The 25,413-nt window shown below is 36.1% G+C and carries 30 protein-coding genes; 12 read left to right on the top strand and 18 right to left on the bottom strand.

Annotation, left to right across the window (positions count from 1 at the left end):
• On the bottom strand, nucleotides 1–624 hold the full coding sequence (locus tag WC614_07110) for a histidine phosphatase family protein (protein ID MFA5032771.1): 624 nt from the start codon (nucleotides 622–624) through the stop codon (nucleotides 1–3).
• A 290-nt stretch (nucleotides 625–914) separates the two neighbouring features.
• Here WC614_07110 and WC614_07105 point away from each other — a divergent pair, with 290 nt between their 5' ends.
• The 12 genes from WC614_07105 to WC614_07050 all read left to right on the top strand — a co-directional run bounded on the left by WC614_07105 (nucleotide 915) and on the right by WC614_07050 (nucleotide 8,799).
• On the top strand, nucleotides 915–1,136 hold the full coding sequence (locus tag WC614_07105; protein ID MFA5032770.1) for a hypothetical protein: 222 nt from the start codon (nucleotides 915–917) through the stop codon (nucleotides 1,134–1,136).
• Nucleotides 1,137–1,377: 241 nt separating this feature from the next.
• Entirely contained in the window at nucleotides 1,378–1,611 is a 234-nt protein-coding gene (locus WC614_07100) for a hypothetical protein (protein MFA5032769.1), read from the top strand.
• Nucleotides 1,608–2,723, top strand: a complete 1,116-nt coding sequence (gene dnaN / locus WC614_07095) for a DNA polymerase III subunit beta (GenBank protein ID MFA5032768.1) — start codon at nucleotides 1,608–1,610, stop codon at nucleotides 2,721–2,723. Before WC614_07100 ends, dnaN begins: the two co-directional genes overlap by 4 nt.
• Nucleotides 2,724–2,892: 169 nt before the next feature.
• A complete protein-coding gene (locus WC614_07090) occupies nucleotides 2,893–3,624 on the top strand; it encodes an N-6 DNA methylase (GenBank protein ID MFA5032767.1) in 732 nt (243 codons plus the stop codon).
• A gap of 211 nt (nucleotides 3,625–3,835) precedes the next feature.
• On the top strand, nucleotides 3,836–4,813 hold the full coding sequence (locus WC614_07085) for a phosphoribosyltransferase family protein (protein MFA5032766.1): 978 nt from the start codon (nucleotides 3,836–3,838) through the stop codon (nucleotides 4,811–4,813).
• A gap of 34 nt (nucleotides 4,814–4,847) precedes the next feature.
• A complete protein-coding gene (locus tag WC614_07080; GenBank protein MFA5032765.1) occupies nucleotides 4,848–5,138 on the top strand; it encodes a hypothetical protein in 291 nt (96 codons plus the stop codon).
• Nucleotides 5,135–5,359, top strand: a complete 225-nt coding sequence (locus WC614_07075) for a hypothetical protein (GenBank protein MFA5032764.1) — start codon at nucleotides 5,135–5,137, stop codon at nucleotides 5,357–5,359. The genes WC614_07080 and WC614_07075 overlap by 4 nt, the downstream gene beginning before the upstream one ends.
• A complete protein-coding gene (locus WC614_07070; protein MFA5032763.1) occupies nucleotides 5,356–6,063 on the top strand; it encodes a hypothetical protein in 708 nt (235 codons plus the stop codon). Before WC614_07075 ends, WC614_07070 begins: the two co-directional genes overlap by 4 nt.
• Nucleotides 6,017–6,547, top strand: a complete 531-nt coding sequence (locus WC614_07065) for a JAB domain-containing protein (protein MFA5032762.1) — start codon at nucleotides 6,017–6,019, stop codon at nucleotides 6,545–6,547. The genes WC614_07070 and WC614_07065 overlap by 47 nt, the downstream gene beginning before the upstream one ends.
• A 31-nt stretch (nucleotides 6,548–6,578) precedes the next feature.
• Entirely contained in the window at nucleotides 6,579–7,025 is a 447-nt protein-coding gene (locus WC614_07060; GenBank protein ID MFA5032761.1) for a hypothetical protein, read from the top strand.
• The gene (locus WC614_07055) at nucleotides 7,012–8,421 is read left to right on the top strand and encodes a DUF87 domain-containing protein (protein MFA5032760.1); all 1,410 of its coding nucleotides are present in this window, start codon (nucleotides 7,012–7,014) and stop codon (nucleotides 8,419–8,421) included. Before WC614_07060 ends, WC614_07055 begins: the two co-directional genes overlap by 14 nt.
• An 84-nt stretch (nucleotides 8,422–8,505) precedes the next feature.
• Nucleotides 8,506–8,799, top strand: coding sequence for a hypothetical protein (locus WC614_07050; GenBank protein MFA5032759.1), 294 nt, complete (start codon nucleotides 8,506–8,508; stop codon nucleotides 8,797–8,799).
• Here WC614_07050 and WC614_07045 read toward each other — a convergent pair.
• From WC614_07045 to WC614_06965, 17 genes are all read right to left on the bottom strand, one after another.
• Complete coding sequence (locus tag WC614_07045; GenBank protein MFA5032758.1) at nucleotides 8,785–10,449, bottom strand: DUF262 domain-containing protein; 1,665 nt, start codon at nucleotides 10,447–10,449, stop codon at nucleotides 8,785–8,787. The two genes, WC614_07050 and WC614_07045, sit on opposite strands and share 15 nt — an antisense overlap.
• A gap of 46 nt (nucleotides 10,450–10,495) precedes the next feature.
• Complete coding sequence (locus WC614_07040; protein MFA5032757.1) at nucleotides 10,496–11,425, bottom strand: BsuBI/PstI family type II restriction endonuclease; 930 nt, start codon at nucleotides 11,423–11,425, stop codon at nucleotides 10,496–10,498.
• Complete coding sequence (locus WC614_07035; protein MFA5032756.1) at nucleotides 11,413–13,035, bottom strand: Eco57I restriction-modification methylase domain-containing protein; 1,623 nt, start codon at nucleotides 13,033–13,035, stop codon at nucleotides 11,413–11,415. The genes WC614_07040 and WC614_07035 overlap by 13 nt, the downstream gene beginning before the upstream one ends.
• 127 nt (nucleotides 13,036–13,162) lie before the next feature.
• Nucleotides 13,163–13,840 (bottom strand): hypothetical protein, encoded by a 678-nt coding sequence (locus WC614_07030; GenBank protein MFA5032755.1) that lies wholly within the window; start codon nucleotides 13,838–13,840, stop codon nucleotides 13,163–13,165.
• Between the two features lie 77 nt (nucleotides 13,841–13,917).
• Complete coding sequence (locus tag WC614_07025; GenBank protein MFA5032754.1) at nucleotides 13,918–14,052, bottom strand: hypothetical protein; 135 nt, start codon at nucleotides 14,050–14,052, stop codon at nucleotides 13,918–13,920.
• Nucleotides 14,053–14,175: 123 nt separating this feature from the next.
• Nucleotides 14,176–15,018 (bottom strand): FlgD immunoglobulin-like domain containing protein, encoded by an 843-nt coding sequence (locus WC614_07020; GenBank protein MFA5032753.1) that lies wholly within the window; start codon nucleotides 15,016–15,018, stop codon nucleotides 14,176–14,178.
• Nucleotides 15,019–15,187: 169 nt separating this feature from the next.
• Nucleotides 15,188–15,367: a hypothetical protein gene (locus WC614_07015; protein MFA5032752.1), complete on the bottom strand. Its 180-nt coding sequence runs from the start codon at nucleotides 15,365–15,367 to the stop codon at nucleotides 15,188–15,190.
• Nucleotides 15,368–15,641: 274 nt separating this feature from the next.
• Nucleotides 15,642–16,127 carry a hypothetical protein gene (locus WC614_07010; protein ID MFA5032751.1) on the bottom strand — a complete coding sequence of 162 codons (486 nt, stop codon included), beginning with the start codon at nucleotides 16,125–16,127 and terminating at the stop codon, nucleotides 15,642–15,644.
• Entirely contained in the window at nucleotides 16,108–16,386 is a 279-nt protein-coding gene (locus tag WC614_07005) for a hypothetical protein (protein MFA5032750.1), read from the bottom strand. Before WC614_07005 ends, WC614_07010 begins: the two co-directional genes overlap by 20 nt.
• A gap of 65 nt (nucleotides 16,387–16,451) precedes the next feature.
• Complete coding sequence (locus tag WC614_07000) at nucleotides 16,452–16,895, bottom strand: hypothetical protein (GenBank protein ID MFA5032749.1); 444 nt, start codon at nucleotides 16,893–16,895, stop codon at nucleotides 16,452–16,454.
• Between the two features lie 95 nt (nucleotides 16,896–16,990).
• The gene (locus WC614_06995; protein ID MFA5032748.1) at nucleotides 16,991–18,046 is read right to left on the bottom strand and encodes a DNA/RNA non-specific endonuclease; all 1,056 of its coding nucleotides are present in this window, start codon (nucleotides 18,044–18,046) and stop codon (nucleotides 16,991–16,993) included.
• Nucleotides 18,047–18,136: 90 nt separating this feature from the next.
• Entirely contained in the window at nucleotides 18,137–19,939 is a 1,803-nt protein-coding gene (locus tag WC614_06990; GenBank protein MFA5032747.1) for an SIR2 family protein, read from the bottom strand.
• 85 nt (nucleotides 19,940–20,024) lie between these two features.
• Complete coding sequence (locus WC614_06985; protein ID MFA5032746.1) at nucleotides 20,025–21,062, bottom strand: hypothetical protein; 1,038 nt, start codon at nucleotides 21,060–21,062, stop codon at nucleotides 20,025–20,027.
• An 18-nt stretch (nucleotides 21,063–21,080) separates the two neighbouring features.
• Complete coding sequence (locus tag WC614_06980; GenBank protein MFA5032745.1) at nucleotides 21,081–21,425, bottom strand: hypothetical protein; 345 nt, start codon at nucleotides 21,423–21,425, stop codon at nucleotides 21,081–21,083.
• A gap of 24 nt (nucleotides 21,426–21,449) precedes the next feature.
• Nucleotides 21,450–22,361 (bottom strand): hypothetical protein, encoded by a 912-nt coding sequence (locus WC614_06975; GenBank protein ID MFA5032744.1) that lies wholly within the window; start codon nucleotides 22,359–22,361, stop codon nucleotides 21,450–21,452.
• 160 nt (nucleotides 22,362–22,521) lie between these two features.
• Nucleotides 22,522–24,045: a PQQ-binding-like beta-propeller repeat protein gene (locus WC614_06970; protein MFA5032743.1), complete on the bottom strand. Its 1,524-nt coding sequence runs from the start codon at nucleotides 24,043–24,045 to the stop codon at nucleotides 22,522–22,524.
• 20 nt (nucleotides 24,046–24,065) lie between these two features.
• Complete coding sequence (locus tag WC614_06965; GenBank protein ID MFA5032742.1) at nucleotides 24,066–25,406, bottom strand: T9SS type A sorting domain-containing protein; 1,341 nt, start codon at nucleotides 25,404–25,406, stop codon at nucleotides 24,066–24,068.
• Between the last annotated feature and the right edge of the window lie 7 nt (nucleotides 25,407–25,413).

Below are 25,413 nucleotides of genomic sequence, written 5' to 3'. Positions count from 1 at the left end.
CTACTTTCTTAATTCCTCTGTCTCTTTTTCGTTAATTGTTAGGGAAACTATATCGTTTCCCTCCAACACAACAATTTCCCCTTTTTCAAGTTGTTTAGGAATTTTAACAACATCTTTAAAAAATGCCCATGCAAATCCTCCATGTGTGACCACGGCTACACGTTTAAAATTAGCCAATTTACTTTCTCTATATATTTGATTAAATGCATCTTTTGCTCTTAAAAGGATTTCTGTATATGTCTCTGCTCCAGGTAAAGTTTCGACAGATTCAGAAGGTTTGGTGTCATTTTCTTTCATTTGTTGAACTCTCATGTAAATTGGAGGGAACAATGTTTTTGCTCTGCTTTTCTCAATTCCACTAAGTACGCCATAGGAATTACGTTCTCTTAAATTATAAATCTCCACAACTTCTACACTAAGTGCTTCATTAATAAGCTCTGCTGTTTCCCGAGCCCTTATATATGGACTCGTGTATACTACCTCAATGTTTCTCGTTGATAATACTTGACCAACATTTCTTGCATATTTTTTCCCAGACTCAATTAATGGATCGTCAGCAATCCCACCATAGCTATCTCGTCTATCATCATCCGCTTCAGTATGTCTAATAAAATAGATTTTCATTTTTGCCTCCTCAAATTAGCCTATCAAGGCTACTTTATAAAGATTACTTCTTAATCTAAAAAAGTCAAATATTTTTTCTCTAAATTTTCCAAAACTCAACAGATAGAAACAAATCTCATAAAAATAAATTTTATTCTAATATTTGTATCAATGCAAGAAAAATTTATTTGCAAATATCTATATTTGTAGACATTTTTCCACATTTTCCTCAAAAATCTTTACGACTCTAAAGTAGCACAATCTATTTTAAAGGGCTTTCTTTATGTGTTTTGAGGTCAAAAACACCGACGATGAGAAACAATAACTGCGAAAACCTGATGTGCAGGATAGAAAAAGTAGAGAAAAAGCTCTACCGCTACATTGAGGCTCACGCAGACCTTTTCACGCAAACAGTAGAAATCAGGGATGACTTAGAGGAAGTCAAAACCGAACTCAAGGCTCTGAAACAGGAGCTTCAGGCATTCACAAATCATATTAAGGAATGGAATTCACGGGGGAAAAATTCTAAGTAATCTTAGTTTTGTCCATTTTATGTTACCCGTGAATTCCTCCTCCTTATCTTCAAAGAAAAAATGCGATTTAACTGTAAAGAAAGCATCAGAGAATCAAAAGTCATGGGACAAACCCCTCAGGCAATCACAAATCATGTTAAGGAATGGAATTCACGGGGGAAAGATTCTAAGTAATTAGGTCTGTCCATTTTGTGTCATTTTATGTTATCCCCGTGAATTCCTCCTCCTTTTAACTTTCACGATGTACAGCCCGAAAATAAAACAAGACCTTGTAACCAAGTTATACAGGATTGGCAAAGCCACCCATAAGCCAATGACTCAGGTAGTTGACGGAATACTGCGGGACTATATGGGCAAAATCCAAATCAAACAATGGAGAATCCACTGGGCTGAAGGTCTGTCTCCCCATACCAACGTTACTTACACTGTCTCCCAAAAGAAATCCAATCCAAAATACTCAGGAGCAAAACAATGAGCTTTACTATGCACCAGCTTGGTCTGAAAGATACCCTTGATAAAGTTGCAGGAGTTATTCCTGCAAAATCAGCCATCCCTGCTCTTGACTGCGTCAGGCTTAAAATAGAGGATGGCAAGGCAAGGATTACCGCCACTGACTTAAATACATGGCTTCTTGCAATGGTCGGATGCAATTCTAACGGCACGAAAGCCGAACTCCTCATTCCGGGCAGAAAACTACAGGAAGTTGTAAGTCTCCTGCCATCCGAAGAGATTAGCTTTGAGATTAGAGATGATAAAATAGGGTTGCATTGCAAAAACATAAAGCATAACATTTCTACCATACCTGCTGGAAACTATCCTGCTGAGCAGTGTCTCTACAAAAGGGATGAGAAGGACGGGAATTATCTCTCTTTGCCAAGAGACGGACTTCAAGCAGGGCTTGAGGCAATAAGTTTTGCCTCTTCAAAAGAAGAAGGCTCCATTATAAGCGGTATTTCGTTCCACATAGGAAAGGACAAGCTAAAATTAGCAACTACAGACGGTCACAGGCTTGCAAGTTATTCTATCCCGATCGAGAGCAAGATAGAGAAAAAACTCGTTGTGCCGGCTTCTGTAGCAAGACACATAAGCAAGATGGATGGCGATGAGATAAGAATGTACTTTGACGGCAATCTTGCCGGCTTTTACTCTACTAACCTGGGACTTACTTCATGTCTGCTTGAAGGTGAGTTTCCGCCATATGAGAAAATCATCCCGACTGATAACGACAAGAAACTAACAGCCAACAGGAAAGAGCTAATCAATGCTATCCGGCAGATTCAGGTATTTGCCAAAGACAATCATGAAATCGTTGAAGTAAATGCCTCGGAGAAAGACGGGCTTATCCTGTATGCAAAAGGAGAGGGCTTTGACTCGCAGGCTAAAGTAGAGTGTCAGTATAAGGGCAGTGACATAAGAACAGGAATAAGTGCAAAATACCTGTTGCAAAATTTACAATCCACTTTAGCAGAGGAAATAGAATGGTCGTTCAAAACGCCCCTGTCTGCAATGATGTTAAAAACAGTCCCCTGCGAAAACAAGGATAATTTTTACCTGATTATGCCTGTCCAGTTGCAAGAAAATGAATGAAATAATGAAAGATAATGACATCATGCTCCAACCATTTCCACCGGATAGCTGCGTTCGTCAGAAAGCGGGCGGGGTTGGAAAAAGGTAGTTGTGAAATGCAACTCATACCTTAATAATCCGCCCGCTTTCATGAGCAAACACAATGAACTGTAAATTGCCAGCAAGAAAGATGTATGAAACAATGTACGAAATACTTACGAGAAGATTCCGCGATTACGATAAAGCATGGGACTGCTTAATTGAGTTCCTTGCAGTGGATAACTGCCCGGCAGTCCTCGGCCAGTTAGAGCATAAATTAGAATGGCTCTTTAATGACAAAGACTTATCAGGCAAGCTAATGGCTGTTTACAAACCTGAAATTATCAAATCCGACATACACGACCATCTTGGAGATATGTACATTGAGAATCAGAGCAGGTCGGGAAAGCTTGGAAAAGGGCAGTTTCTGACACCTGATTCAGTAGTGGAGTTTATGTGCCAGAGCACTATAGGAGAAGCAAAAGAGACAGGCAGACCGCTAAACGTCCTTGATCCGTGTGTCGGGACAGGCAGGTTCTTAATTGGGGCTTATAAATACGCCCCTGATGCAAATCTATTCGGCGTTGACATTGACCTGCGGGCTTTACGAATAGCTTTCACGAATTGTGCCATTCACGGGATAAGGGCATATTTCCTGCATGCCGATTCATTAGTTCATGAGATTGACATATCAAAACCGGATGGCATAGCCAACTGGCAATATGCAAATAAATGGTATTCATGCTGGGACAAGCTAAAGGGGATGGTCGGAAAAGAATCCCTGATACCAATTGAAGAGCCCTTAGAAGCATTAACAGCATCAAAAGAATCCCAGCCTTTGGTAAGCACAATCTCCGCTACCTCTCAAATCAACCTTTTTTAGAATGAAACTTTTAAAAACAACCCCAGTAATAGAAACAACTCAGTCAGAATGCGTAAAGCCTGAGCGGGGTCTTGGATGGGAAACGGGCACGATTCGGAGCCTTGAGCATGCGCTTGATTTGTGCGATGAAATACCTGTATGCGACTTAAATTGTAAATTACGGGACTCTTATCATTTCTACGAGAGTGAGAGATATAAGGCTTACAGGTAAATGGAAACGTATTCAACACAGTTAAACTATCTTGAGAAAGGCTGCAAATGCCTTAGCGAGGGCAATTGGAAGCTTGCAGTGAAATACTGGGAAGCGGGATTAAAAGAAACCCTGTTTACTCCCAACAACCCAACGCTTTATGGACAGGGAAATTTCATAAAAGAGCAAGATGGGGATGCAGTGGGGAAATACGCTGACGGAATTTTAGAGAAACACATTTTGAAAAACGGAAAAGAGCTTGCCGATAACCGGGTGGAGCGGTTTAAGCCCCTGATAGACGGAGTTTATTCCTTGAATGCATACCGCTCACTTTATGACTCTGAGGCAGGAGACCCTTTAAGTGCATTGCTCAGATGCATGAAAAACTCAAAAGAGAAGGCGCCTGTAATCGGCTATGCCCTTGGAAGAACGTTGTTAGACTTTCTCACGGATAAGCAGGTTATGAATAAAATTGACGTAATCATTCCCGTGCCAATATTCCCCGGCAAACTGAAAGAAAGAGGCTATAACCAGTCAGATTTGCTTGCAGTGCCATTCCAGTGGTATACGAAGATACCGGTAAAGCGGGGAGTATTATCAAGAATCAAAGATACAAAAGATTTAAGATCCCTTCCTCAGGCAAAACGGGAGCAAGAACTAAAAGGAGCATTCAAAGTCAACGAGCCTGATTTTGTCATGGGAGAAAGCATCCTGCTTATAGATGATGTTGTAACTTACGGCACAACGTTAAAAGAATGTGCAAGGGTTTTACGAAAATACGGTGCAGAAAAAATATATGCAGCTACGATAGCAAAATCCGAAAGCTCTACGCTGAGAGAGAGGCAAAAATATCATGGGATTGATATACTTAGTGGGGTAAGGGAAGAAGAAAGTGAATTTCGTTCAGACGATTACCTCGAGAACTTAGAAGATTTTATCCTTGTTTATTGTGAGAAAAACACCAAACCGAAAAATTTAAATAATGTCACTACCTCATAATGACACTACTGATTGGTAGTAACAAACGAGGCAAATGTTAAGTCAACTAAGTTTATCGCATTGGAGCATGGTTCTTATAGCTCTGCATCACATAAGAAAGCCTCATAGATATACCCAGAGATTATACAGGGAAGTCCCGAACTCGTCCCCTGCACACATAAGAAAAATATTATCTCTTATGGAAACAGGTGGCTTCATCACAAGAACAGAAGGCAGCAAGATTAAGCACATAGAATTTACCCCAAAAGGCGAGCAAATCGCAGAAGACGTGCTCAAACTAAAACAGGACATGGAAAGAGACGTGTCCTTTTTTGAAAAAAAATGAAACACCAATACAAACAAGGCTTCGCCGAAACAAACCCGCATTATAACAGGATGAAGTTAGAGATAAAAGTCCTCTCTTTACTTGACGGTCAGCATCAGGAGGAATTAGAGGACAGGCTAAAGGAGTTTATCAGGGGATATGGAGTCAGGGCAAGAATCTATTCCTCTACCGGCAATGAGATGAGCGTAAATCAAAATGATTACAAAGAAAAAAGAAAATGAGACCAAATGAACTAAACAAATTCGTGGAAGGCTTTATAGAAGCACACAGGAAAGACGTAATTAACAGCCCTGCTTTTCTTTCGTTCACTCTTTGCGATGAGTTGGCAGAGGGCAGGGAAAAACTTCTGTTCGGAGACAAGGATTATCCTTACCTGCATGCAAAATTAGAAGTGCCAAGCAGTGAAGTGGCAAAGAGGGTAAAAAAGTTTTATGGCATAGATTTTTATGAGCTCAGCCTGCACGTCAACACAACGAGTCCGATGCACAATGCTTACTGTGCTCTCGTTGAAAGCACTGATCTATTTTATGATTTTAAGGAAAGGAATATGGGCATTGTAAAATTAGACCACGCACAAGAGCTTGAAAACCTGCTAAATGAAACCGGCAAGCTGAAATTGGACGGCATAGAAACCATCGGAACAGCCTTCGGGCCACAGGGCATAATTTGCCAAAAGGATGAGAAAGACAAGCTTATTTCTGTAAGATACAAGGAAATGCCGGTAAAGGAGTTTTTTGGAATTGCAAACAAGATAGACGGGCTTGAGCTTGTTGATTATGGCTCAGGAGGGTTTTATTACGAACTTGGCGATGAGTCTGACCCGAAATCTGTTTTAAGGAAACATACCACAGCGCTTGTGCTTTCAATTTTAAATTATAATGGGAAACCAAAACAAAAACAGCAAGTACAAACCAGACGTTCCTGAAAACGGTCTTGAGCAAAAAATAGGAGAAAAACCGGAATCGTTTTACGACGGGAGCTATCACGGCTATTCAGTAAAGCTTAAGGTAGTGAGGGAAAACTCAGAATACAAACCCGTCCAGTTAAACACTCCTAAAAGCGTGTATAATTTTGTAAAGCATCTTGAAAACGAGGACAGGGAAAAGTTTATTTCAATACTGCTTGATTCAAAAAACAGGGTGTTAGGAGTAGATGAAGTAAGCACAGGCAGTCTTATGTCATCAATGGTAGAGCCAAGAGAAGTGTTTAAGACGGCAATTTTATACAATTCGGCAAATCTTATTTTTGCGCACAATCATCCTTCGGGAGACCCTACGCCGTCTGCAAGCGATATAGAATTGACGCATCATCTGCAAGAGGGAATGAAACTTTTAGGGATACGGCTTTTGGACCATATCATAATAGGATATGAACAGTATAAAAGCATGGCAAACGAGAAGCTGATTTAGTGAGAAAGATTAAAATGAACCTTAAAACGAGATGGAAAAACATGAGTATGATTCGGAAGGATGTAATTTACCTGATTCTATTTACAATAGCAATGCTGATAGCGATAATGACGATGATGATTTGCAACGATTATTACTAGTCCCGATTGAAAACCTTGAGCAGAGAATCAAGGAGCTTGAGAGCGAGATAGATGAGAGACAGAAGATAAAAAAAGGGCTTATCTCTGAGCTTGAGCACCAGAGAGTGGGGCTTGAGGATGCAGTCAACCAGCTTGAGTTTGATAAGTTTAATCCGAGTTTTATGTCAAGAAGAACCACATTCCAATTGCAGATGCTTAATGTGGAACAAAGCAAGTTTCACGAGGAGATTTCTTGTTTCAGGGATGTGATAATACTGAAAGAGAAACTTCGGTTTGCACAGGAGGAGTTGCGGAAACAAAAAGAAAAATCAAAACTACTCTTAAATGGAAGAAACTAAAAGACTGCTGAGAAAACTTGTACCTGCTTTAGGCAAGGGAAGCACCAATGCACTGTGGCACTCTTATTTAGCATCCTCTGACCTGAAAAGCAAACAGGACGATGTGGATATTCTCAGGATTATTGCAGACAGGAAAGCAAAAAATGGATATGCTAAAAATATAATATTGCCTCCGCCGGATAAGAAACAAACAGAAGGAGAATATCCGTTGGGAGATGTGTTGTATGCAGATAAGATTTATTCAGAGTTTGGATTGTGTGAGGATGAATGGATAAAGCATATGCTCATCGTAGGAATGACCGGAACAGGAAAAACAAATACTGTTTTTCAGATAATCAAAGAGCTTAAAAAACACGATAAGCCATTTTTGATATTTGACTGGAAAAAAAATTGCAGGGATTTATTGCAGTTTCCTGAATTTAAGGACACTTTTGTCTTTACGATAGGAGCAAAAACTTCATCTTTTTATTTTAATCCCCTTATCCCGCCGCCAGGAGTTGACACAAAACTATGGCTTGGCAGGATCATAGACGTAATATGCCATGCTTATTTTGCAGGACACGGGGTGGAGTATTTTTTAAGGGATGCCTTAAATGACCTTTATGAGCGATTTGGAGTGTATAAAGGCAAAAAGGTATATCCTACCTTTCGTGATATGGAAAAAGTGCTTAAAAAAGAGTTTGTGAAGGGTAGGGAGATGTTATGGATGGCATCCGTGAAGAGAATTTTAGCAAGCCTGACTTTTCCAGGTCTCTTTGGAGATGTCTTGAATGTTAGAAAACGATCAAAACTTCACAAGCTCCTGAATAAGAACGTTATTCTTGAGATGGATAATCTTGCAACTTCAGATAAAGTGTTTTTCATTGAAGCGTTGATGCTCTGGATTTACGAATACAGGAAGAATCAGACGAAAAGAGAGGAGTTTAAGCATGCAATCATAATAGAAGAAGCTCATCATATGTTGAGTGGCAAAAAAGAGAGGACAAAGGGCGAAGAAACGATAATTGAGACCATAATCAGGATGATAAGGGAGTTTGGCGAGTCCATAATTGCCATAGACCAGGAGCCGAATAAGTTAAGCGATTCAATAAAAGCGAATACTTACTGTAAAATCTGCTTTAATCTGGGCAATGGGAAGGATATTGTAGACATATCGAAATGTATGAGCCTTGAGCCTGAAGAAATGGGTTTTATTGACCGTCTGAACATAGGACAGGCGATTGTGAAGCTAAAGGGCAGGTTTAACGAGCCCGTGCTTGTGCAGTTCCCGAAGTTTGAGATAAAGAAAGGAGTGGTGAACGATGAGACTCTAAAACAAGCTATGGACAGACATAATGACGAATTAGACAGTATATTCAATATTGAACCTCTTGAAAATTCTGAAAAAGCAGTCTAAAAACAGCTCTAAATTAATTCCATAAAATGCCAATAAAAATCATCAAAAAAATGAAATCTTCACACCCTAAGGGGTACCTATAGAATGGTATTGATAGTTAAGAAGTTTGTTAAAGTGTATAGTAAGAATGCTAATGTACCTAAGAAATATAAGAACCTGAGAAAGAATAAGTATGTAACGACCTTTAAGTATCCTTATCCTAATATGGGAGAGATATTAGTAAAAGAGTACGGACTGAAGTGGGATGAAAAGATTCTGATATTCTGGATGAAAGAAGTGAGCCTACCGCATTTTGCGAGATACAGGACGAAATTCAGAAAGGTGTATTATGGAACAGTAAGGGAATTGAGAAAAACAAATATATCACTCAATCTCTAATTCTTCGGAAAAATCACCGATTAAATTGGCTTGAGGAGTGTTATCTACTGCTTGTTTTATTATCTTTTTCTTTATTTCTTTAGCAACCACTTCTGCACGTTTATCAAAAAAAGTCTCGTAATTGTCTGCCCAGATACCAAATTCGTCAAGATCCATAATTAAATGAGTTTTCATGGTTTCTGATAAAATGGGATTATTTTTCTTGAATGTTTCCATATATTCGGATGGAGATTTGTCTCTAATTTTTCTCTTATTCAAAAAATCATCAACAATAGTTATATTCAGAATATGATTGATTTTCTTTTCCTCTTTGCCTAACTTACCGAGATATGCTCGTGGAAAGAAATGATGATAGTTTTTACTATTGGCTTGTTTTAACCAATCATTGCTTATATTTACAAGAGAGTCATCGAGAAACGATTTCGGCTGATAATAAGTATAAATACAAAGAATGGCTTTTATATAGCTTCTTCCTGCGCTAAACCAACCATTATTTTTAACAAATTCTGGAGAAATATTTATTGGCCAATCATATTGGGGTAAATCATCTTTCAAAATTTTGTCAATTCTCTTAATATCTTGGGCAAGTTTGCTCTCAACAGACGAAGAATATCTACCAGATAATGCAACTCTCCAAAAGAAATCTTGTAAATATTTTTGTTTATTACCCGTTGGCTTATCATTGTGGTAGTAAAAGAAATATGCAAATGGGACTATTAAAGCATTATAAGGTAATAATTGCGAGACAGGAATTCTATAATAGCTTCTAAAATACTCAACAGTTCTTTCTATTGAATCAACTACGCTTTCCCATATTTCAATAAATTTCTCTTTATCAAGCGATAAGATAATTTTCCTTTTACACTCTTTAGTTAATATCAAAGAAATTATTTGCAGAACTGTTGCATCAGACATAGTTTCATAATTTACATTTTCAAGAGATTCTATTAACAAATCGAATTTCTCAGATAAATCAAAATTTTTCTCGTAGTCATAGGTTTTCGCAACCATTATCTCAAATAGTGAAAGTGGTTTTCCTCCTACATTAATTCTTGTAAATATTTCCGTTGCTACATCAATTGGAACTTCATTTACTTGAATAACTGAATAATTATATGATTCAATTCTTTTCTTATATTCTTCTAATTTATGGTGGTATTTCTGTGGATATCCTGCTAACGAAGTTAAACCACCATAAAGCAGTTCTCTTAACTTGATTATTTGGCTTTTCTCCTTATCATCAATTTCCGTAGTAACAATTTTTTCGTCTTCTTTTGCTTCCAAATCAATATAAAATTCAGAGAAATCCTCTTCTTTCCCATCCCCACGAACTACTTTTTCTCCTTTTAATGCAGTAAACAAGCTTGTTATTCTCTGTTGTCCGTCAAGAATGAAATTTACAAAATCTCCTTTTGGTGGTTCTGGCAAATCTAAATTGCCAATATTTTTTACAGTACGTAATCTTTCTTTAGTTTTCCAGAAAATAAATGTCCCAACCGGATAACCTTTGACAATACTATCTAATAAACTAGCACATTTTTTAATTTCCCAAATAAATTCTCTTTGAAATTGAGGTATTTTTAATCTACCTGAAGATATATCTTCTATTAAACTTGAAAATTGTTTAGATGATGGTTCAGGCAAGTTCATGTTTGTTATTATTTTTTATCGGTTTTTTGTTTACTCCTTTAATTTGCTAAACATTGAGAAATTTATCCCCGTTAAAATGAATCATATGGTCAGGATTGTCTGCCAGCCACACCTCGGTTTCCCAAGCGATGTTATCAATGTACTTCTTAAATTCATGGAAATCCGGAAATGCGCTTATATATATTTTCTTTGCTTTGCACTCTTTCAGCACTTCTTCCAATTCCATTTGGCGTTTAGGTGAAACAGGACCATGTGCCGTAACGGCCTCTATTAAGAAAAGCTGGTTTTTCTGGGAATCATAGAGAATTACGTCTGGCAGTTTATCGTGTTTTGTCATTGGAATTTTCAACTCTTCCAATAGGGCTTTTTCCACACGTAATTCCTTTATTGCGGTATCGCCAAGATAAACTAACTTAGCTCCTTTACAAAATCTTGTCTGAAATTGATTGATTATTTGAACTTGTAGTTCATTGTGTTTTCCCGGCGAAAGTTTGACGGAAGTTCCATCCGGTAACTCTAAAGGGATAAAAAGTTCCTTTCTTCTCTTCTCGTATTTTTCAGATAATTTGCCTTTGTTTTTCACGAATTTCTGTAAAGCACTTTGCCAATTAGATGTCCCATATTTGCCGATAGCTTCTAAAGCTTCGTCAGTAATAGTATATACTGTATTAGGGCTATTTGTAGGTCTGGATGAATCATCGGTGTTTCTTGCCACTATTCCCGCTTGCTCAAACTGGTGAAGTGTCTGGCGTCTTATTGTTTCTCTTGTATTTTCAGCATATTTTTTCCCATAGTTTTCTTGAATGAAAACTAAAATATCATGAATTCTTATAATTCGCTTTTTAGACTCCGACCAAGACACATTTTCCTTTAAATTTAACAAAGCCAATAATGTTAAAGAGGAACGCTCATTTTGTTGTGCTTTCGGGAGCCCTATTTCTTTTAAGATATCAATGGCGTCTTTTATTTTAGGCATTTTAAATTTTTCCTCCCATTCTTATTTTTTATAATTTTGGGACTAATATTCAATACTTCACCAACAATTCTGTCTAAATCGTGCTCATTTTGAGGTTTAATTTTACAAACCATTTTTCCAATTTTTATAATATCTTCAATGCTTGGCAAAGGCAAACTCCTAATGTCCGTGGCATTTACCTGAGTATTGCCGTTAAAAGTCCTAAAGAAACTATCAACAATATTTGTATTTAATATTGCTGCAATACCAAGAACCTCATAAACAGATAAAGTTCCGTTAGGTTTATGTATGTAGTTTACATGATTCTCAAGCCCGATAGTCTTGTAAGGGAATTCTGATTCTAACAATACAGCAGCATATAGCCGTTTTTTCTGCTCTTTCGAACTAAACCGTTTTAACAAGACATAATTCTTTAAGGGCAATAAAAGGGATTTTGTTTCATCACATATTCTAATTGCCTCTTGCTTGCCACTCTTCTTTAACGGGTATACGACCTTCGTATTCTGGAGATTATGCATCCATATAAGGGGAGCTTCCTGTTTTTCCGTAAGTTTGGATATCAGATGTTTTTCTGCACGAAAAGGAACAACCGGGCCTGTAGAGATTTCCAATCCTAATTCTTTTAATGTTTTAGGCCATGTATCAATAGTATGCAATATCTCTAAATCTAAAAGGGTAGTGGGTATTCTTATAAATGTATCTCCATTTTTATGGTATATTGCATTGTCATAAGGCACTGTAATTTTTTTTGTATTATCAAAAGATTTAGTTTCACTGCTTGTTACAGTTATCCTGTCATTTTTATCTGTTTTTTTTAGTTTTATTATTACGTTCTCCTGAAGCACATTATCCTTGTCAAACACATCCTTTCTGGATTCAAAGATGTGTATGTTTGTTACCTTGACGTTTTTTAAAATCCATTCTCTGAATTTCTTGTAATATAGTCCGGAACAAAAACTTCTTGGTGTGATGAAAACCATCTCTCCGCCGGTATCTAACATATGCGCAGATAATGCCATAAAAAGGGCATAAATATTAGGTTGTCCTGAAACTATTTCTGACATTGCGATAGATTGGGATGAACTCTTGTTTAATTTGTAATAAGGGGGATTACATATTACAAAATCGTATAAAACGTTATTATTCTTGCTATTTGCCCAGAATAAATTAGGTTTTTCTAAATATCTTTCATTATACAAAATAAAGTCTTCTTGATAAATATTGTATTGAAATTCATTCCCTGCATTTATTAACCTTTTCTTGCAGTCTTCCAAAACATCTTTTAACACAGATAAAACACCAGAGTCGTTTTCATAGGCATCTACAGTTAAATATATATTTTTAACCCCAAGGTTTAATAGATTCTCACAAAAAGCAGCTATTAGCATTCCTGTCCCTGCACCAGGGTCCAAAAGCCGGATGGTGTCCTGTTTAATCTCAAATAAGTTTGCCATAAATCTGCTGACTTTATCAGGAGTGAAAAACTGGCCTTTTATTTTTCTAAGGTTAATATCACAAATAGTAGTATATTGCTCTGATAATTGTCCTGTATGTTCTAGTACACCTCCTGCTTTTACATTCTCTAAGACATTAATCTGACTGTTTGCCATCGTAATCCTCTTTTAATTAATAGTATAAATATTTTATCAATTCTATTCTTTTTAAATTTTCTTATTCCTAATTTTATTACGTTTTATTCCATAACCCGACAATGTCAATGTTTTTTCAATAAACTTGTTAATCTGTCAAATACAAGCCTGTCCTACAGGAAGGACATTGTAATGTTTTAATAAAAGTATTCGTAAAAAGATTAAAAACAATTCCACAGTTAGCGCATTTTAATTGATAGGGAGCTTTTAATTGCTCTGAAGAAGGAGAAGAAGAAACTAATGAGCCAAATATTCCTCCCAAAATAGAACCAATTAATGCTCCCGCAAGTTTATCTTTTTTTGATACTAATGCTCCCGCAGTAGCTCCTATCAGTAAACCAACCAATGGCGCATTGGATTTCAAACTTTCCTTGATTTTATTAGCAAGTTTTTGTAACAGCTTCCAATCCTCCACTTTTGTCGGGTCATACAAGATATAATTACTAAGTTTCGGTATCGGAAAATGAACAAGATTATTAACATCTTCGATAACAAATGTCGGTTTTTGTAAATCATGAGCTTTTGTTATTTCATAATTAATCCAGTTTTGAGTATAATCAGTGATTTTTGCATTTTGTGTCAAAAACACAAAAACGGCTGAAGAGCTTGCAATATCTCTATCAATCTTCTCGTATGGCGGAGAACTTTCAGGACTATATTCCTCTAAGATTGGGGTAACGTCTATTTGCCTGAAATTATAACCTATAACGCCAATTAACTCTTGATCTCTTTTACTATGAGATATAAAAATTGTTGTTGTAGCCATAAAACTAAAATGTTTTACCAATATATATAATTTTCTACGAAAGTCAACCTAAAAAATCCCAAAAGTATGTAAGAATTTCAATCTATCTCAAATCTTCTCCCGCAGGAACTGAAAAACAGCATAATTCCACATATAACTAAAATAGGCAGCAAAACCATTATAATGGCAAAAGAGACGATAAGACACCCGATAAGAATCAATATATCTCTCATCTTTTTGTGGTTTTTCTATTCCTGTTTATAGTGAGTTTTTTTGTCAGTTTTGTCAATAGGAGAATCACTGTATATGTGAAAAAGCCCTCCTCAACTACGAGAAGGGCTTTTTATGTTCAAGTCTTATTGAAGAACAATTGCTTTTTTTGTAACTGTCTTGCCTTTAACCTTGAGTGCATAAAAATAATTGCCTGATGGTGCCTTTTTGCCTTCAATAGTTTTTCCATCCCAAATAGTCGTATGGTTACCTTCTTTAACTTCTCCATTGTAAAGTGTTTTTACTAATTGACCTGTTTCATTATAAATTTCTAAACATACGTAGCTTTTCTTAGGAATGTTGTATTCGATAGAGGTAGTTGAAAGAACAGGATTTGGTTTGTTTTGTTGTAATGAAACACTCTTTGAAACCTCTGCTTTCTCTTCTTCTTTCCCGTAGGTACCTTGCGGGCCCAACCATACCTGCTCCACTACGGCATCTTTGGTCAAGTTATTGTTGATAAAGGCTATATAGTATTGATCAGAGGGATTCGAAGAAATCCAGCTCTCGATATCGAAAGAAACTAACTCGCCTGCTCCATCCACTACTGCTTGCCCTACATAATGGTCAAAATTAGCATTGTCTCCATTCCACCAGTGTGAGTGATGGTAAGGTGAGTTTTGCACATCAATAACCATTTGTTGGCTAGTGCTGATATAAATACCTACCGTAACAGTACCACTGTTTTGACTATAATGAATGTTGGCGTTCAGGTATGTCGGGTGAGTCAGGGATTGTGTGTAGATAGTCACCACTCGGGTTTCTGCATATTCTTTTTCTTTATGAGTGCCTGGTTGCCATGTATCGCTTCCCCAAGCAAAATACCCGCCGGAAGTAGAAGAATTTTCAAGGTATTTTGGTGTATCTGCGGCAATATTGACAATGGAACATTCCAATAGAATGCATGCTAACCCTACCACTCCTACCATTTTTATTGTTTTCATATCTTCTCCTTTCCAGCCATTAAAGGCTCGATTCTGAATTGTTTAACATTATACGATTTTAATTTTTTCACCTCCCGTGGTAAAAATAATGCAAATAAAGGGAATAGCAAAGGTCTTTGCGAAAAGACCTTTGCTTATAATTTGTGGTATTCTTTCATATATTTCTTGTAATAATCAGGATGGTTTTTTCGCCATAGCTTGTCATAGGCAATCTTGTATCTTTTTCTGCGTTCAAGCTGGCAACCTTGAGTACTGCATATCTTTTGATGAGGATGAAATTTATCCGGAACAAAATATTGACTACAGATTTTACACTTTTTTTGCATTTAATCATTTTTGCCCCGCAAATAAAAAGGGGCAGTCTAATTGCTCAGCCACGACCGAAGTCGTGACTACCTGACACGGACTAGGAGCAACAGACCACCCCCAATATAGCTTTCGCCATTGGGGTAACTTACTCGGCCGTGTCAGGCTTCTAAAACAAGCAAGTTACGAATTAGGTATCAAAGAACTATGTTTATATTTTAAGATAAATAAATTTTAATGGATGTCAACAGTTTTTGCACAATGTAGCAAATCTATACAATTCTTATTGTTAAAGTTTTTAACTAATCTTTCTTTTCAATAGCATCTTTTAGAGTTTCGTTTAATTTTTTTATCAGTTCATTAGAAAGCGGTAACTCTATTTCTGTAATAGTTTCTTCTTCCTCAAACTCAGTTTTAATCATACGACATTGGACAATTTTTAACCTTCCAATTCGCTTGTGTTTTTCATTTTGAATAGCTTTTACAAGATTAATTATCAAATTAATAGCTCCTATCCCAAGTCCGAGGTAACTAATGATTTCCGGGCCGCTTTCATGACATTCTAAAACAAATTTTTCATCATTTTTCTCTATTAACACATCTCCTTCGTCTTCTAAATGCATAGGATATATCTGTTCATTTATAGTATCCCAAGCATCTGGCAAACAATGAAAACAGCAACATTGGTGGGGAACGGGAATTATTTTTATAGATATGTATTTGTCGTATTCACAAGGAGTATTAAGTAAAATAACGGCTCTATCTATACTACTTTTTATGTTTTTCATAATCTTCTCCTATTTTTTTAGTTAAATCCAGTGCCTTCTTAATTTTCTGTAAATCCTTTTCTTTCAACTTCGTATCCGCATTGCAAGAAGAACATTTATGCAAGGGACAATCCTGCGGATTCTTTATATGGTCTTTTATCCAATCTATGTGATTGCCGATTTTCTGGTCTTCGCAATTTTTGCATTGGATTATGACTATTCTGTTCTCTTCGTGCATCCCTTTCTTTACGTCTATTAGGGTGATGTGGTTGATGAGCATAAGAGAATATTAATTTTAAGTTTATTGCTTTGCAAGAGAATTTTTTAAAACCCCGAAAAACATTGTTAAGAATTTTCGAAGAAGTGTGCTCTGAATTGTTCTTTTGTCCATATAAAATCTTCTGGCTTCTCGCCTTCTTTATATTCTGCTTCATCGGGACCACTTCCCTTACCACAGATGAATAGCTTCTTACATTGGGGACAAACAGAGGGAACTCCTTCAAACATCTCGTAACCGGCATACGCGGATTTCATTTGTGCACCACAAGAAGGACAAGACTCGTCCGACAATCTTTTATATCCATGTTCAACAATTGCATCATATATCACTGAAGGTGTGTCCCCTTTATCCATCTCTTTAATATCCCAGAAAAGTTTTGGCAAATTAGAAATCGTTTCCATTTTTTCTTGGTTTGTAACTAATTCTTTCAGCAATTTTATGTCCTTTTTCTCAACAGCATTTGAAAATTCTTGCCATACCTTTTTCATTTTTTCAAAGTAATCTTCCATTGATTGCCTCCTATTGCTACTTAAAAATCACTGTAGTTTGTTAAAAGGCTTTGTCAATATTTTTCACTACGGTCCACACACCTCGCACGGTTCTTTTAATCATACCTCAAATAACTTATATCTATTTGTAGTTTTGTCATAGAGTTTTTAGTTACAGTCGAAGACAATATGTTACCTGCACTATCAATTCCATTGGCATAAAATAGAGAATCCTCTTTTACAAAGAAACTGTATTTCCCGGGAGGCAACTCTATTTGGAAAAAACCTGTACTATCTGATTTTGTCTTTGCAATTAATTTTGTATAGATTTTTGAATAGAATGCTCCATAACCAACTTGACGTACAAAATTGCTATTATGTGGTGTAAGACTGTATACATAAATTTCTCTTACAACTGGGGTAACTGTTCCACTCCTGCTGGATTTTTGACCAGGAGTAATTATTTCTGGCATAAAATCACCTTTATAGAATAACACATACCCCAAAACACCTTGGTTAATACTTCGCTTTGCTCCTTCCCATCTATTAATGTCAGCGTGTGATTCTACCACTCTTTCCACCGAATCCGGCAACGCAGCAAAGAAATCAATCCCAGTCAAGTGTTCTACGGAATCAATCGTAACCGCATATTGCGTTAATGGCTTAGTTGACGATTTATTTGGTAAAACAAATCCGATGCCTTTGAACTCAGGCTCTTCATAATCAAGGATGACTTTGTAGTAGTATTTTGGCACAGCAATTTTATCTTTCCCTATTGTTGCAAGATTGCCTGATAAAATTGGTCCTGTAACAACATAAATTACATCATCTTCTACTGCCCACTCTCTTACTTGCTCTTCTAATTTTTTCCATATTCCCCTGTTGAATCCCGGCTTCTGTGGACTCATGTTTGACATATAAAAAGATTCTGACATTGCAGTTGAATCACACGCCATATCTCCCGCAGGGCACAGATGTCCTTTGTCATATCCTGATTTTGCGTAATCTGACGGTTTTGCAGAGCCTGTTCTTACTGCTGGGTCTGGTCTAAACTTATTAGTTCTCTTGTATTTACTCTCCTGAACCATTCCAGCAGTTAATTTGTATGCTACCCAATCTGCCTGTTCGTATTTTTCGTCGTATTTGAGGGTATATGCGGTGTGGGAGACGATTTCGGCGGTGTGGTCGTGGGAGGGGAGGTAGTTGAAATTACTAGAAGCAGAGGTAGTTAATACTATGAACAGTAATGTATTCGTTGCTATTTATTCTTTAATAATATCTTGCAATATTTTTGATTCTATTCCTTTAATAACAAGTCCTAATTCTTCATTAATTTTTTTAATATCTTTTGCATGGGATATTAACGATTCTCCTTTAGTAGTTCTACGATGCTCTAAGGCTACGTATTCCCGATGTGTTTCACATTTTTCCAAAAATTCTTCCTGTTTTGGAATTTTATTTTCTCTTATAGCCAAATATCTAGTAACAGAAATATCATCTGAATGACTATTTTCTAAATGGATATCCTTTAAGTAATTTTTTATATTATTTAGCAAAGTTTGTGTTTTTTTTATTTGCAAATTTAATTTTTTATATGTATCTGTTGAAATTTTTTTCGTCCTTTGTTCAAGAAATACTAATAATTCATTCATTATTTTAATTAGAGTTTCTTGCCCAATAAAAGAATAACCTGTTTCGCTAGTTTTATGCAAATTAAAATGTATGTTAATCCTAGAATCATTTTCTCCAAGGTAACTATTAAACCCGATTTGAATTTTCTCAATAAATATTTTTTTCAGTAGAGAAAAAAACTTCGTGTAGTATCCCTGCCAACCTTCTTTTTGTAAAATAAGAGAAATTAAGTACATCTTAAAAAATAAACTAATGCTAAGTTCTTCACTCCTTTCAAAATCTGCCGAGCTGATTTTTTCTTTTAAAATAAGGTCTGCTTGTTCTATATACTCTGCACTGAGAGAAGAATCAAGGCAATGTATCCAACTAATGTTTTTATCATTCTCTTTTTCTCCTTTTTGACAAAAAGACATATAGTTCACCGCATTTTTTAGGTCTTTTAAGCAATAATTTCTTAAATGTGGTAATATTTCTTCAAATATATAAGGTAGACATATTACTCTCCCTTTTAGAGAAGAGTCTATCAAATTATCATAACTCTTTAATTTTTCTAAATAAATACTATAAGCATTAGGAGCAACAAGAATAACTTTTAGATTCTTATTTTTCGCGGCTACATCCCATAACATTTGCCTTATGGGGTTATCCCTAAAGGAATATCCGGCAACAACAAGAAATTCTAATGTTTCTGATTCAAGTAAATGTTTTACTCTTGTTAGCAACTCAAAAAAAGGCTCTTCAATAAATTCCCATTTCTGTGCAGGGTAAAGCATTAAGTTTTCTATTGTTTCCCCTGTCATAAGTTGACTTTTAATATCCTTTTCCATAACAGATGATTTAACATAACCACCTTTATCGCTTTTGTACCACATTACAGAACCATGTAGTTTATATAACCTGATATCTGTGTTTTCATCAAAAACTTTTGGGTTCCAATGAGTATCGAAACCATCTTGGTATTTCACGTTATAGGAATTGCATAGCAGTTCTATGCAAGTATCATAATTAACAGAAATAATATCTAAAGGGAAATCGAAATCTAAAAGAGTTTGCAAATATTTAACTTTTTCTTCGGACGAAACTATTGTTTTTAACTTTATGAACTTTTTTAAGTCCCATATTATAGGTCTTTTATCTGAATAATTTTCAAGGAGAAATTTGCCATTTTCGTAAAACTTAGTTAATAATTCATGGTCTTTCGTGGCTAGTTTCGTTAGAAGTTCTAAAAGTAATTCGATGTCTATTTCTGAATCTTTTCTATATTTTTTTACAATTTCAATTATTTTCTCGAGGGTTTCCCATTTTTGTACATCTTCTGCTCTTAACCAATCCCGAAATTGTTTTGTAAAAGTATAAGTGTCCGGGACACCCGCTTTAACAGATGCACCTGCACCTAAAAAGAACATAATAGAATTGTTTTTATTACTATCCATTTATTTCCCACTTAAATTGTTTCTGCCTAGTCATCCAAACAATTTAATAATCTTGAATATTTTGTCAAGTTTTTTACTATGTCTTTTAGAATCCGAGTTTGGGTGTCCCAAATCCGAAATTTGTTTCTACAGTGGCGATTAATGTCCCCTTACCAGTTTTATCCATATCGTAATTTCTGCCAAAAGAAGTAGTGAGATACAAGTTTTCAGTAAGGCAATACTCAAATGTCCCTACTAAACGATAAAAAATATCATTTTGACCTAAAGTATTTTCTCCCAGTCGTCCTACAAGTTCTGCAGATAATTCAAAACGATTAGATTGCCACAAGATACGGCTACCCAAATCAAAAACATTCTTATTTTCTTTTTCCCGATCAAAGATATATCGAGCAACGAAAATAGCATCTATAGTGGGTTTTTCCCAATTATAAGCCCATGTAATCCACGTACCTAGTTTAGTAATTTCTTCCTTGTCAAAATTATTTTCAGGGAAGTCGGCTACAAGAGCTCCTGCAAGTTCTACAGTATTTCCAACACGATTTTTATTTTCCTTTTGGATTTCTAAGGCAATCCGTTGAGCTTCTTTCCCAAGGCTTTTCTCCTCGTTTTCAATATCAGTATTTACAATATTTTCTTGTATTTTCTTAAGTGAATCAACATATGAAGATAATCTTTTGCTAGCTTTCCCCGCCAAGATGTCAGTTCGGAAGCCAAAACCTAAGCTTGTTCCAATAGAATCATCCATTTCAACTCTCAATTTTGATGTTGCCAGAGAAAGAGATGTCGTTTGGAGTATTCTTTGCTTTAAGTTGGCGTTGTAGTAATCTTCAAAAGTTAAAGTCGGATGAGAACTCAACCAGTAAGGTGCTACTTCAACAGCGTAACTCTGTGGTATAAAACCCGCATCCATAGATGAAGATATGAGATTCAATGCGAAAGTTTTTAGATTATTAGGAGATTCAACGGAAGTTGGTTCAACGCCAAGTAGGACAAATGCTGGAGAAGAAGGGGCTTTTAGATTGTTTAAATCAATACTTTCTGCCATCACACATAAGGGAATGAAAGCAACAATACCCCACATAAAAAATGTCAATTTGAGAAAATTTCTAAATATTTTAATCATAGTCCCTCCCTATTATTTTTAGGCTTCTAAATTAAATTTCGCACGATAGATAACTGATGCTCCATCTTCCAAAGCAAGTTCTTCCAGATTGTATTTTTTATCTACTTTCCCACCCTTTAATTCATAGTAAACGTTGGTAAGATTTGTTTTGTCGTTTACATCAGTTACAACTGTTTTAATTGACAGTATTTTTCCTGAGATTTCTGGTCCCTTTCCGATTAGTAACCCGGAAATGTCACCAGTATGTAATAATGTGTCATTTAACTTTACAGAAGAAGTCCCAATTTGTGCGTTGCCAATAATTATTGTCAACCTTACTTCTCCCTCGCTTACTTCGTAACTGTCTTCGAGATTTTTTGCCATTTTACACCTCCTAATTTATTTTAATTATTTTTTATCCAATATAGAACTGACGATTTTACCATCTGACGCAAGAACTACTTTATAATTGTTTTTGCTATCACTAAATTCTACTAAAAATCGGGCTTCTATATATCTATATTCTTCATATAAGAAATCGCAAATTTCAACTGCTCGAGCGATTTCTACATTTTCTGCAATAGTTTTATCTAGAGTTGCTCTCGCTAATAAAACAGCAGTGTCTAAATCAATATCTACCCGTTCTTTTTTATCAACAAGTTTTTTGAGAGTATTGATTAACATTTTACCTATTTCCCACAATGCTATAGATGCAAGGTTCCCTGTAATAGGAATGAGATATGTATGCCACAGCCCTGCTAAGTTGCCGACTACAGCTGGGACATAACGTTGATAGCACTCTATACTGCATATTTCTCCAGAACTATATCCATCTGTTAGAAAACTGTCCCATATTTCATGTACATTTTCCAAATCTTCAACCTTTAGAATGGTTATGCTACAATTGTTTTTCCCTCCATTTTCTACTATCCTTTTCGCATATTCTATCCTTTTTTGCATTTCAGAGCTTTTGGGTAATGGCAATTTAGATATAATTTCTCTCAGTTTCTTAGGATTTGTTTTAAGAAGGGCAGAAATAGCAACTCCGGCAATTTGTTCATCTTTGTGTTCAATATAAGGATATATGATACTAGCCACCTTTGAATTATGGGTTTCACCAAGTGCCCAAATAACACGTTTAACTAAGTCAAAGTCAACAGAATCCCATTTTTGAAGCCAAAGAATAGCTTGCTCAGGGGTAATAACAGTCCTAAGTAAATTTGCATAGTAAGTTCTATCCTTTTCTTCAGAAGTCTTTTCTAACGCAAGAAAAACTTCTTCTTCTTTTAATTGTAAAAAATCTTTTATTTTTAGTTCCATATATTTCTCCTTAACATAACAATTTAATCCTACTGTCATTTATTACAAGGTAAGTAGAAATGTCATCTTCGGTTAATGGATACCATTTACTTCAAGACACATACCTCCCTTTTTAAAAAATCAGAAATCAACTTCTGATAATATAAGTTATCCAAACTTGTTATTTTATCAAAATTAATTTTTGAGTTTCTTTATGAGTGCCTGCTGATAGATTTACAAAATAGATACCATTGGTTTTTATATGTGAGGTAAAGGTATACGTGCCTTCATTAAGAATTCCTGCATAAACAACCTCTTTCATCCTCCCACATAAATCATATAGTTTTATATTTGCTTCCATCGTATTCGGAACATCCAGATAAATCTTATTTTTTCTTATTTCCATATTTGATATTTGATTTTTAATATTTAATTTTTCTTCTACCTTCATACATCCACAGTTAGTGGAATTACTTATATCATCGAGTGCCCAAACAGCATTGCCTCCGTAAGTTCCGACTACCAACTCCACACATCCATCGTTATCAATATCTGCAATTGTTATGTCATGAATGTCGTCATATAAACTTTTTTGCCATAAGACTGCCCCGTTCAGTCCGCTAAGACAAACTACCTTAAAATTAGCCATATCCGGTATAACAACTTCCAGCGTATTATCCATATTCAAATCTGCCACTGATATTCCCCTATGAATTTCTCCTGCTGTCGGCTTTTGGTAATACCATTTTACTCTTCCTGTTATTCCATTAAAACATAAAACCTTTCCTTTCTGGTTTCCGAACAAGACCTCAAGCGTATCATCCCCATCCAGATCCGCTATCGCAGGCGATGACTTTACTGCATCCCCGGTTTGATAACTCCATTTTATTGCTCCCGTTGCCCCGTTAAAGCAGCAAGCATAAAAACCGATTCCCACTGCCACTTCCACAGTATCATCTTTGTTAAGATCTGCTATTGCGGGTGATGATGATACGTATGACGCCGGATAGCTCCATCTTAACCTGCCGTTTGTCCCGTTCAGGCAGTAAAGATTATTACTCCCGATAAAGACTAATATCGTATCGTTTCCCTTAACGTCTATTTCCACTGCCGGGGATGATTCAATGGATGCGCACCCCGTAGCATAGCTCCATTTCACCTGTCCGGTCAAAGCGTTCAGAGAATAAATTTTGCCGCCATAACTTCCGATTATAACTTCCATAGTATCATCTTTATCAATATCAGATACCAACGGTGAGCTCCTTATTTCACCACTTGTTGCATATATCCATTCAGGTTTCCCGGTTGCTCCGTTCACGCAATAAACCGAGGAATCCCGGCTTGCAAATACTACTTCCATAGTATCGTCTTTATCCACATCCGCTAACGCTGACGAAGAATATATCTCCTTTCTTGTTTTGTAACTCCATTTAATTCTCTTTGTTGTTCCGTTTATGCAATAGAACGAACTGTCACAGCTTCCTATAAATACTTCCATTGAGTCATCTTTATCAACATCCGCAACTGTTGCGCCGAAAGATTCTATCCCGTTTCTTGTCGTATCACACCATTTTACATCCGGTGCGCTGAACATAGCGCCTCTCATAGCCTGCAAATGGGTATTTCCAAGGGTTGCACCATACTGAGTCCAAATTCCTGCAGCATAAGTCTGCTGGAAAAGAAATAAAGTTAATATTGATATCATATAATTCTATGCTTTTAATTTCATTTTAACAATACCAATTTCTTTGCTTCCTTATACCCGCCGGATATCAGTTTTACAAAATAAATTCCCGTTCTTAATTCTTTTTCGTTAATAGTTGCTGTATAATTTCCTGCGGACTTTTGTTCATTTACAAGGGTTTTTACTATCCTTCCCGTAATATCGCAAATTATTAATGAAACATGGTTTTTCTTAGATAGCTGGTATTTAATAACTGCTTTTTGAAAGAACGGGTTCGGAGATATTTTAATTTGTGGAAAAGCAAAATCTTTACCCCCAGTCTCTTCAATAGGAACTTCCGCACCAGTTTTCATCAATAAAACATCAGATACTCCATTAGGATTAGTATATCCACAAAGAATATATCCATTATCTTTAGTTTGTTGTACCGCCATCCATTCGCTTTCAGCCGTATCGTTGAAAGCCTTTGCCCATTGCATAATACCTGCACTATCGGTTTTTACTAAATACGCATCAAAACCATTGACACCACAGGTTATATACCCTCCATCTTTAGTTTGTTGAACTGAATTAGCATAGCTGCCAGCTAAAGTATCAGACCATTGCTCATTTCCAGAACTATCTATTTTTATAAGCCCGATATTATTATTCAAACCTCCACAAATTATGTACCCGCCGTCTGTGGTTTTTTGCATATTATAACCTGTTCCAGAAAAAATTCTTGTCCATAACGTATCTCCTGAAACATTTGTTCTTACAATCCAAATATTATTAGCAGTTCCGCTACAAACTATATACCCATTATTCATAGTTTGAAATACTGAGTAACCATAATTAGTCCCAGCGTTAACATAAGTTCTTGTCCATAACGTATCTCCGTTAGAATCTGTTTTTATAAGAACTACATCTGAATTAGCCGTATTAGTGTTACTACAAATTATATATCCCCCGTCCATTGTTTGCTTAGCATCTCCAATAGTTCCCCCACCGCTTAAGTATGTCTTATTCCATTGTTCATTCCCGGAAGAATCTGTTTTTATCAATCCTATGGAAGATGAGTTATAATAACAGAGTATATATCCGTTGTCCATAGTAGGTTTTACAGAATAACCAGTTTCGTGAGAAGTTGCCCCATAAGTTTTTATCCACAATGTATCTCCGATAGAATCCGTTTTTATAAGCAAGACATCCTTGTACCCTGAGACATTAAAAGAGCAACTGTATCCACAAATTATGTACCCGCCGTCTGCAATCTGCAAAACTGCTCTTCCCTTATCTCTATATTGCCCGCCATAAGTTTTTGTCCATAATACATCTGGTGTATTTGTCGCAAATATATTCTGAGCTCCTAAAATCATAAAAACAGCCAAAAAACTTTTCATACTATCC

The sequence above is a fragment of the bacterium genome (assembly GCA_041649255.1).
Taxonomy (GTDB): Bacteria; Hydrothermota; UBA3073; order JACQXS01; family JAQTXJ01; genus JAQTXJ01.
Note: the sequence above shows the minus strand (reverse complement) of the source record. Positions and strands in the feature narration are given on the sequence as shown.

Bases quoted from the DNA above. Each gene is read 5' to 3' on its own strand.
- WC614_07040 (MFA5032757.1), bottom strand. From the start codon at position 11,425: ATGCCTAAAATAAAAGACGCCATTGATATCTTAAAAGAAATAGGGCTC.
- WC614_07105 (MFA5032770.1), top strand. From the start codon at position 915: ATGAGAAACAATAACTGCGAAAACCTGATGTGCAGGATAGAAAAAGTA.
- WC614_07070 (MFA5032763.1), top strand. From the start codon at position 5,356: ATGAGACCAAATGAACTAAACAAATTCGTGGAAGGCTTTATAGAAGCA.
- WC614_07055 (MFA5032760.1), top strand. From the start codon at position 7,012: ATGGAAGAAACTAAAAGACTGCTGAGAAAACTTGTACCTGCTTTAGGC.
- WC614_06990 (MFA5032747.1), bottom strand. From the start codon at position 19,939: ATGGATAGTAATAAAAACAATTCTATTATGTTCTTTTTAGGTGCAGGT.
- WC614_07025 (MFA5032754.1), bottom strand. From the start codon at position 14,052: ATGAGAGATATATTGATTCTTATCGGGTGTCTTATCGTCTCTTTTGCC.
- WC614_07080 (MFA5032765.1), top strand. From the start codon at position 4,848: ATGTTAAGTCAACTAAGTTTATCGCATTGGAGCATGGTTCTTATAGCT.
- WC614_07010 (MFA5032751.1), bottom strand. From the start codon at position 16,127: ATGAAAAACATAAAAAGTAGTATAGATAGAGCCGTTATTTTACTTAAT.
- WC614_07075 (MFA5032764.1), top strand. From the start codon at position 5,135: ATGAAACACCAATACAAACAAGGCTTCGCCGAAACAAACCCGCATTAT.
- WC614_06980 (MFA5032745.1), bottom strand. From the start codon at position 21,425: ATGGCAAAAAATCTCGAAGACAGTTACGAAGTAAGCGAGGGAGAAGTA.
- WC614_07020 (MFA5032753.1), bottom strand. From the start codon at position 15,018: ATGGTAGGAGTGGTAGGGTTAGCATGCATTCTATTGGAATGTTCCATT.
- WC614_07035 (MFA5032756.1), bottom strand. From the start codon at position 13,035: ATGGCAAACAGTCAGATTAATGTCTTAGAGAATGTAAAAGCAGGAGGT.
- dnaN (MFA5032768.1), top strand. From the start codon at position 1,608: ATGAGCTTTACTATGCACCAGCTTGGTCTGAAAGATACCCTTGATAAA.
- WC614_07060 (MFA5032761.1), top strand. From the start codon at position 6,579: ATGGAAAAACATGAGTATGATTCGGAAGGATGTAATTTACCTGATTCT.
- WC614_06975 (MFA5032744.1), bottom strand. From the start codon at position 22,361: ATGGAACTAAAAATAAAAGATTTTTTACAATTAAAAGAAGAAGAAGTT.
- WC614_07110 (MFA5032771.1), bottom strand. From the start codon at position 624: ATGAAAATCTATTTTATTAGACATACTGAAGCGGATGATGATAGACGA.
- WC614_07045 (MFA5032758.1), bottom strand. From the start codon at position 10,449: ATGAACTTGCCTGAACCATCATCTAAACAATTTTCAAGTTTAATAGAA.
- WC614_07065 (MFA5032762.1), top strand. From the start codon at position 6,017: ATGGGAAACCAAAACAAAAACAGCAAGTACAAACCAGACGTTCCTGAA.
- WC614_07015 (MFA5032752.1), bottom strand. From the start codon at position 15,367: ATGATTAAATGCAAAAAAAGTGTAAAATCTGTAGTCAATATTTTGTTC.
- WC614_07030 (MFA5032755.1), bottom strand. From the start codon at position 13,840: ATGGCTACAACAACAATTTTTATATCTCATAGTAAAAGAGATCAAGAG.
- WC614_07000 (MFA5032749.1), bottom strand. From the start codon at position 16,895: ATGGAAGATTACTTTGAAAAAATGAAAAAGGTATGGCAAGAATTTTCA.
- WC614_07100 (MFA5032769.1), top strand. From the start codon at position 1,378: ATGTACAGCCCGAAAATAAAACAAGACCTTGTAACCAAGTTATACAGG.
- WC614_07090 (MFA5032767.1), top strand. From the start codon at position 2,893: ATGTATGAAACAATGTACGAAATACTTACGAGAAGATTCCGCGATTAC.
- WC614_06965 (MFA5032742.1), bottom strand. From the start codon at position 25,406: ATGAAAAGTTTTTTGGCTGTTTTTATGATTTTAGGAGCTCAGAATATA.
- WC614_07085 (MFA5032766.1), top strand. From the start codon at position 3,836: ATGGAAACGTATTCAACACAGTTAAACTATCTTGAGAAAGGCTGCAAA.
- WC614_07050 (MFA5032759.1), top strand. From the start codon at position 8,506: ATGGTATTGATAGTTAAGAAGTTTGTTAAAGTGTATAGTAAGAATGCT.
- WC614_06985 (MFA5032746.1), bottom strand. From the start codon at position 21,062: ATGATTAAAATATTTAGAAATTTTCTCAAATTGACATTTTTTATGTGG.
- WC614_06970 (MFA5032743.1), bottom strand. From the start codon at position 24,045: ATGATATCAATATTAACTTTATTTCTTTTCCAGCAGACTTATGCTGCA.
- WC614_07005 (MFA5032750.1), bottom strand. From the start codon at position 16,386: ATGCTCATCAACCACATCACCCTAATAGACGTAAAGAAAGGGATGCAC.